The organism is Pseudarthrobacter sp. 01T43 (genome assembly GCF_056398665.1).
In genome coordinates this window covers 1-1,841 of the sequence record NZ_JBFTPV010000056.1, presented here as the reverse complement: position 1 = coordinate 1,841, position 1,841 = coordinate 1, and the positions used below count along the sequence as shown (strand labels likewise).

The 1,841-nt window shown below is 68.3% G+C and carries 2 protein-coding genes; both read right to left on the bottom strand.

What is annotated here, in order from left to right; all coding sequences use genetic code 11:
* Positions 1 to 1,170 (bottom strand): L-idonate 5-dehydrogenase, encoded by a 1,170-nt coding sequence (locus AC1DIM_RS19685; protein WP_477712162.1) that lies wholly within the window; start codon positions 1,168 to 1,170, stop codon positions 1 to 3.
* Positions 1,170 to 1,841 (bottom strand): SDR family oxidoreductase (locus AC1DIM_RS19680; protein WP_477712161.1); only part of this gene is annotated, 672 nt, incomplete at its 5' end. The genes AC1DIM_RS19680 and AC1DIM_RS19685, both read right to left, overlap by 1 nt.

The following is a 1,841-nucleotide window of genomic DNA, read 5'->3' as shown; positions in this document are numbered from 1 at the left end:
TTATTCGGGTTGGAAGTTGAGTAGGACTTTGCCTGATTCGGCGGAGTTTTTGGCGGTTTTGAAGGCCTCGAGGCCTTGGCTGAGGGGGTATTCGTGGGTGATGACGGGGCTGATGTGCAAGCTGCCGTCGGCGAGGGCGGTGATGACGTCATCGATTTCGTCGTTGAAGCGGAAGGATCCGCGCAGGTCCAGTTCCCGGGTGATGGCCAGGGAAATGAGGACCGGCTGGGGTCCGGTGGGCAGCAGCCCGACCATGACCACGGTCCCGCCGCGGGCCGCACCCTGAATGGCTGAGGCCAGGCCGTGGTGGCTGCCGGAGGACTCGATCACAATGTCGGCCTGCACGGCCGCGATCGCGTCCGCGTCACCGGCCTGCAGGAGTTGGTCTGCGCCGACGGCCGCGGCGGTTTCCAACGGTTTGGTATGGACGTCCACGGCCGTGATCGTGGCCGCGCCGGCACGTTTAAGGACCGCGACCGCCAGGGCACCGATCGGGCCGGACCCGATCACCAGGGCGGTTTTGCCGGCCACGTCCCCGGCCCTCGCCACCGCGTGCCAGGCCACCGAGGCCGGCTCGATCAGCGCCGCGGTACGCAGGTCCAGGCCCGACGGCAGGGCCCGGAGCATCCGGGCCGGCAGGTTCACGAACCGGGCGAACGCCCCGTCGGTATGCGGAAACCTCGCCGCGCTACCCAAATAGGTGCAGCCCGGGGACAGGTTGGGCCGGTCCGCCGGATACCGGATGTCCCCCGCACCCGGGCCGGGCGTCGCGGGATGGACCGCCACCAGTGTCCCGGCAGACGGGCCGGTGCCGTCCGCCGCAGCCACCACCRCCGTCCCGGAAATCTCATGACCGAGCACCATCGGGGCCCTCAGGATCGACTCGCCCGCCGCGCCGTGCAGCCAGTAATGCAGGTCCGACCCGCAAATCCCGCCATAGGCGACCTCAACGACGGCCTCACCCGGGCCCGGTACGGCCAGCGGCACGTCCTCGATCCGCAAATCCCCCGCCGCGTACGCCACCAACGCCGGACCCGTCACCGGCAACACCGTCCCGCGTGCCGTGGCTGCTTCCCGCACCGCCGAAGACACCGCCTCCCCCGGCACGGACGACCCCACCGCCCCCACCGCCGGTTCTCCTGCTGCTGCTGTTTCTGTTGCGCTGCCCATCAGACCACCACCGTCATTCCGCCGTCGATAAAAATCGTCTGCCCGTTCACGAAGTCCGAGCCGTCCGAGGCCAGCCACACCGCCGGTCCCGCCAGGTCCTGCACCGTCCCCCACCGGGCCGCCGGCGTCCGGCCCAGGATCCAGGCATTGAACTGCTCATCATCGACCAGGTTCTGGGTCATCTCCGTGTGGATGTAGCCCGGCGCGATCCCGTTGATCTGCAACCCCGAGCCCGCCCACTCGGCCGTCATCGCCCGGGTCAGGTTCCGCAACCCGCCCTTCGCCGCCACATACGGGGCGATCGTGGGCCGGGCCAGATCCGTCTGCACCGAACAGATGTTAATGATCTTGCCCCTCCCCCGCGGGATCATATGCCGGGCCGCTTCCCGGCCCACCAGGAACGCACTGGTCAGGTCAGTTTTGATGACCCGCTCCCAGTCCGCGACATCCAGCTCCAGCATCGGCACCCGGTGCTGGATCCCGGCGTTATTCACCAGGATCCGCAACGGCCCCACATGCTCCTCCACCCACGCAACACCACGGGCAGCCTCGGCATCACTGGTGACATCAAACGCGACACTATGAACCCGGCCCGGACCGAAATCAGCAGCCAACGCCACCTCAGCAGCCTTCAACCGCTCCGCATTCACCCCGTTCAACACCACCGTCGC